At 70.3% G+C, this 5,598-nt stretch carries 5 protein-coding genes; all 5 read left to right on the top strand.

All coding sequences use genetic code 11. The features are described from left to right. Positions 1-142: 142 nt before the first annotated feature. Positions 143-1,045, top strand: coding sequence for a universal stress protein (locus J7024_RS36105; protein WP_124825700.1), 903 nt, complete (start codon positions 143-145; stop codon positions 1,043-1,045). A 33-nt stretch (positions 1,046-1,078) separates the two neighbouring features. Then, a complete protein-coding gene (locus J7024_RS36100; protein WP_124825699.1) occupies positions 1,079-2,059 on the top strand; it encodes a quinone oxidoreductase family protein in 981 nt (326 codons plus the stop codon). 10 nt (positions 2,060-2,069) lie between these two features. Further along, positions 2,070-2,918, top strand: a complete 849-nt coding sequence (locus tag J7024_RS36095; protein WP_124825698.1) for a TauD/TfdA dioxygenase family protein — start codon at positions 2,070-2,072, stop codon at positions 2,916-2,918. A gap of 122 nt (positions 2,919-3,040) precedes the next feature. After that, positions 3,041-4,096, top strand: coding sequence for a 3-keto-5-aminohexanoate cleavage protein (locus tag J7024_RS36090; RefSeq protein WP_124825697.1), 1,056 nt, complete (start codon positions 3,041-3,043; stop codon positions 4,094-4,096). Between the two features lie 157 nt (positions 4,097-4,253). Continuing rightward, positions 4,254-5,588, top strand: coding sequence for an MFS transporter (locus J7024_RS36085; RefSeq protein ID WP_124825696.1), 1,335 nt, complete (start codon positions 4,254-4,256; stop codon positions 5,586-5,588). Positions 5,589-5,598: the final 10 nt, after the last annotated feature.

The raw sequence follows: 5,598 nt of genomic DNA, 5'->3' as shown, positions 1-5,598 counted from the left end.
GCCGCAGCGCCGCGAGGTGGATAGCATGGGTTCCGAGGCGTGACGAACGCAATCGACGAATGCACCAGAGGAGAGGCCATGAACATCGTATCGACCGGCGAACGGCGCAGCGCGCCGCGCGCCGGATAAGCGGAGCGGCACGATGTATCGCCATCTGCTCGTGACGGTCGACTCGGTGCCCGGCGGCATCGACGCGGTCGGCCATGCGCTCGAACTGGCGCGTGCGGTCGGCGCGCGAGTCACGTTCGTGCTGTCCGGCGCCGCACAGGACTCGCGTTTATCCGGAGCGCGGATGCCGGAGCACGATGCGAAAGTGGATGCCGCTGCCCGGGCGCAGGGCCTGTCCCATGCGATCGAGGCGGCCGGCGACACGTCGCCCGGTGCGCTCGCCGGCAGGCTCGGCTGCGACCTGATCGGCGTCGCGGCGCTGCCGCGCGACGCCGATGCAGCCGCATGCACGCAACGGCGGACGCTGTTCGCGACGAGCGGCGTGCCGGTGCTCGTGTGCCCGGCGCGGCATGCTCCGGCCGAGGTACGCGTGATGGCCCGCTGTCTCGCCGCGCATCGCGCACTCGGCGAGCGGCTGCAGGCGCTGATCACGGCAAGCGAAGGCGCGAACGCGACGCCGCGCCCGCCCGCCGATGCGGATGCAGACGGCGCGCTGGCGGCGCTGGCCTCACTCGCGGCGCTGCAGAGCGCGCGGTTCGGCACGTCGGCCGAAGCCCGCCTGTTCACGGCATTGCGCAGGCGGGCCGAGAGCACTGCGGCCGAACTCGACGAGCTCGACCGCCAGCGGCACCGCGACGCACAGGCGCTCGATACGCTGGCGCGGCTCGCCGCCGGCGGGTTGCCGTCGGCCGCGTTCGATGCCGCGCTCGCCGCCTATGCGCACGCCGCATTCGAGCAGATGGGGCGCATGGAAGGCGTGATTTTCCCGGCCGCGCGGCGCTACCTGGGCGACGCCGACTGGATCGAACTGGACATGCCCCCGGCGAGCGGCGCAGCCGCGACGCCGCCGGGCGTGCAAGAACCCGACGATGCGTGACGCGCATCCGACTGAATATCTACGGAGAACAAGATGGCACATGCAGTGCGATTCCACGAAACCGGCGGCCCCGACGTGCTGCGCTGGGAAGCGGTCGAGGTCGGCGAGCCGGGCGCGGGGCAGGTGCGCCTGCGGCACGAAGCGGTCGGCCTGAACTTCGCCGACACGTATTTCCGCAGCGGCCTGTATCCGGTTCCGCTGCCGGCCGGCATCGGCGTCGAGGCGGCCGGCGTGGTCGAGGCCGTCGGCCCCGGCGTGACGAACGTCGCGGTCGGCGACCGCGTGACCTACACCGGCTTCCTGAACACGCTCGGCGCCTACAGCACCGAACGGTTGATCGCCGCCGCGCCGCTCGTCAGGCTGCCGGCCGGAATCGCGTGCGACACGGCCGCGGCGATGACGATGCGCGGGCTGACCGCGGCCTACCTGCTGCGCCGCATCCACGATTTCGCGCCGGGCGACACGATCCTGCTGCACGCGGCCGCGGGCGGCGTCGGGCTGATCGTGTCGCAATGGGCGAAGCTGCTCGGGCTCACCGTGATCGGCACCGTGTCGAGCGAACACAAGGCCGCGATCGCCCGCGCGCACGGCTGCGACCATACGATCGACTACAGCCGCGAGGACGTCGCGAAACGCGTGCGCGAGCTGACGGATGGCGCCGGTGTCGACGTCGTGTTCGACAGCGTCGGCAAGGACACCTTCGAAGGCTCGCTCGATTCGCTGAAGCGGCGCGGGCTGATGGTCTGCGTCGGCACCGCGTCGGGCCCGATCCCGCCGTTCGATCCGCAGCGCCTCGCGATGAAGGGCTCGCTGTACCTGACGCGCCCGGCGCTGGCCGATTACATCGCCGACCCGGCCGAGAAGAACGATCTGGCGGGCGAGCTGTTCGCGCACGTCGCGGCCGGCCGCATCCGGATCGGGATCAACCAGCGCTATGCGCTGCAGGACGCGGCGCAGGCGCACCGCGACCTCGAGTCGCGCAAGACGACCGGCTCGTCGGTATTCATCGTCTGAGGAGACGCGCATGCGAGTCGAACCCCTGACCTGTGCGATCGGCGCGGAGCTCCTGGACGTGAGCCTCGCCGACGCCGTGCACGACGACGGCCTGTTCGCCGAGATCCGCACGCAGTTGCTGCGCCATCGCGTGCTGTTCCTGCGCGACCAGGACATCACGCGCGCCGAGCACGTCGCGTTCGCGCGCCGCTTCGGCGAGCTGGAAGATCATCCGGTCGCCGGCAGCGATCCCGACCACCCGGGGCTCGTGCGGATCTACAAGTCGCCCGACCAGCCGAACGACCGCTACGAGAACGCGTGGCACAGCGATGCGAGCTGGCGCGCGGCGCCGCCGTTCGGCTGCGTGCTGCGCTGTGTCGAGGGGCCGGCGGTCGGCGGCGACACGATGTGGGCGAACATGGTGCTCGCGTACGAGCACCTGCCGGCCCACGTGAAGCAGCAGATCGACGATTTGCGCGCGCGTCACAGCATCGAGGCGAGTTTCGGCGCGGCGATGCCGATCGACAAGCGTCTCGCGTTGAAGGCCCAGTACCCGGACGCCGAGCATCCGGTCGTGCGCACGCATCCCGAAACGGGCGAGAAGGTGCTGTACGTGAATGCGTTCACCACGCATTTCACGAACTTCCACACGCCCGGGCGCGTGCGCTTCGGGCAAGACGCGAATCCCGGCGCCGGCCAGCTGCTGCAGTACCTGATCAGCCAGGCGACCATCCCCGAATACCAGGTGCGCTGGCGCTGGAGGAAGAACAGCGTCGCGATCTGGGACAACCGCAGCACGCAGCATTACGCGGTGATGGACTATCCGCCGTGCGTGCGCCGGATGGAGCGCGCGGGCATCGTCGGCGACGTGCCGTTCTGACCTGAACGCCCCCGCACCGTAACCGCTTCCAACCCCATGCAACGCACCGGGCCTGCCGCCCGGCGCGACGGGATACGCACGCCCGTACACCACGAACACAACGATTCCATCTGGAGGACGACATGCAATTTCTCGACGATTCGCTGCACCCGGAAAACCAGGACAAGGTAGTCATCACGGTCGCGCCGTATGGCCCCGAATGGATGCCAGCCGATTTTCCGGAAGACATTCCGGTAACGATGGACGAGCACGTGCAGAAGGCCGTCGACTGCTACAACGCGGGCGCGACGGTGCTGCATCTGCACGTACGCGAACTCGACGGCAAGGGCAGCAAGCGGCTGTCGAAGTTCAACGAGCTGCTCGGCCGGCTGCGCGAAGCGGTGCCCGACATGATCCTGCAGGTCGGCGGCTCGATCTCGTTCGCGCCGGAAGGTGACGGCGCCGAAGCGAAGTGGCTGTCCGACGACACGCGCCACATGCTCGCCGAGCTGACGCCGAAGCCCGACCAGGTGACGGTCGCGATCAACACCGTGCAGATGAACATCACCGAGCTGATGAACCGCAAGGACATCGCCGGCACGTCGCTGAACGAAGCCGCGCTGTGGGACGCGTATCGCGAGATGACCGTGCCGGCCGGCCCGGGCTGGGTCGACGAACACCTGCGCCGGCTGCAGGCGGCCGGCATCCAGCCGCATTTCCAGCTCACCGGCATGCATGCGCTCGAAACGCTCGAGCGGATCATCCGCCGCGGCGTCTATCGCGGCCCGCTGAACGTCACGTGGGTCGGCATCGGCGGCGGCTTCGACGGCCCGAATCCGTACAACTTCATGGAGTTCGTGCGGCGCTGCCCGGACGGCGCGTGCATCACGCTCGAATCGTTGATGAAGAACGTGCTGCCGATCAACACGGTCGCGATGGCGCTGGGCCTGCATCCGCGCTGCGGGATCGAGGACACGATCATCGACCAGAAGGGCAACCGGATGACGTCGGTGCAGCAGGTCGAGCAGTGCGTGCGAATCGCGCGCGAGCTCGGCCGCGACATCGCGACCGGCAAGGAGGCAAAGGCGATCTACCGGATCGGCGTGCAGTATGACGGCGTCGACGAGACGCTCGCGCAGCTCGGCATGGCGCCGAACCGCCGGCCGGGCGAAGTGAGCGTGCCGCTGCGCGCGGCCTGACACGCCGCGCATCCGGGCGGCCCGCGAGCGCCGCCCGCCGATCGATGTGGCGCGGCACCCATCCTCGCGCGCCGCGCGAGGACAAGCTCCGGGACACGGAGCGGGGCCGCCCAAGCCGCGCCGGCGCGTTGCCGCACCGGTGCCGGAGGAGACACGCATGCTGATTCATCATGTCGAGCCGTCGCTGCAGGACGTGGCGGCCACCGGCCGGCGCGCGCCGGCCTATGCCTGGCTCGTGTTCGGGCTGACCGTGGGCCTGCTGCTTTCGGACTACATGTCGCGGCAGGTGCTCAACGCTGTGTTTCCGCTGCTCAAGCACGCGTGGAGGCTGTCGGACACGCAGCTCGGTTCGCTGTCCGGCGTCGTCGCGCTGCTGGTCGGGCTGCTGACGTTTCCGCTGTCGGTGCTCGCCGACCGCTTCGGGCGCGTGCGCAGCATCGTGCTGATGGCCGCGCTGTGGAGCATCGCGACGCTCGGCTGCGCGCTGTCGACCGACTACGCCGAAATGCTCGTGTCGCGCGGCCTCGTCGGACTCGGCGAAGCCGCGTACGGCAGCGTCGGCGTCGCGCTGATCCTCAGCATCTTTCCGGCGCGCCTGCGCGCCACGCTGACCGGCGCGTTCATGGCCGGCGGCGCGTTCGGCTCCGTGTTCGGGATGGCGCTCGGCGGCCTGGTCGGCGCGCATCTCGGCTGGCGCTGGTCGTTCGGCGTGATGGCCGCGCTCGGCATCGTGCTGCTCGTCGCGTACCGCACCGTGGTCACCGAGCGGCGGATCGCGACATGCCGCGCCGAGCCGTGCCGGCCCCATCCCCATTCCGATGGCCCGGGCGACCTGCGCGGCAGCATGCGCGCGCTGATGTCGGGGCTGTTCGCGTCGCGCTCGGTGATCTGCGCGTATGTCGGTAGCGGGCTGCACCTGTTCGTGCCCGGCGCGCTGTTCGCGTGGCTGCCGAGCTACCTGAACCGCTACTACGCGATGGCGCCCGACCGCGCCGCCGTGCTGGCGGCCGGCTTCGTGCTGCTGTCGGGCGTCGGGATGGTCGGTTGCGGGATCGTCACCGACCGCATCGGGCGTACCGAGGGTTCGCGCAAATGGCTGACCGCGATCGCGTATTGCGTGCTGACGGGCGCGTGCCTCGCCGTCGCGTTCCGGCTGCCGCCCGGGCCGCTGCAGCTCGCGCTGATCGGCGCGGGCATGCTGGTCGGGGCGGGCGCGTCCGGCGCATCGGGCGCGATGGTCGCGAACCTGACGCCGGCCGCGATCCACGCATCGGCGTTCGCGACGCTCACACTCGCCAACAACCTGCTCGGCATGGCGCCGGGCCCGCTGCTGACGGGGTGGGCCGCCGATCGCGCCGGCCTCGTCGGCGCACTCCAATGGATTCCCGTCGTGCCGCTCGCGGCCGCCGCGCTGTTCGCGATCGGCCGAGCAAGCTACGCGGCCGATCTCGCGCGCGTCGAACGCGATCGACGCGCGTCCCGTCTTTCCTGAACCTCACCCT

Source organism: Burkholderia sp. WTPI3, from assembly GCF_021483755.1.
Classification (GTDB): Bacteria; Pseudomonadota; Gammaproteobacteria; order Burkholderiales; family Burkholderiaceae; genus Burkholderia.
The sequence above is the reverse complement of the archived record's forward strand: the minus strand, read 5'-3'. Positions and strand labels throughout refer to the sequence as shown.

What these genes read in the sequence shown, in the direction of transcription:
- J7024_RS36105 (WP_124825700.1), top strand. Translation starts at nt 143, where the DNA reads ATGTATCGCCATCTGCTCGTGACGGTCGACTCGGTGCCCGGCGGCATC.
- J7024_RS36100 (WP_124825699.1), top strand. Translation starts at nt 1,079, where the DNA reads ATGGCACATGCAGTGCGATTCCACGAAACCGGCGGCCCCGACGTGCTG.
- J7024_RS36095 (WP_124825698.1), top strand. Translation starts at nt 2,070, where the DNA reads ATGCGAGTCGAACCCCTGACCTGTGCGATCGGCGCGGAGCTCCTGGAC.
- J7024_RS36090 (WP_124825697.1), top strand. Translation starts at nt 3,041, where the DNA reads ATGCAATTTCTCGACGATTCGCTGCACCCGGAAAACCAGGACAAGGTA.
- J7024_RS36085 (WP_124825696.1), top strand. Translation starts at nt 4,254, where the DNA reads ATGCTGATTCATCATGTCGAGCCGTCGCTGCAGGACGTGGCGGCCACC.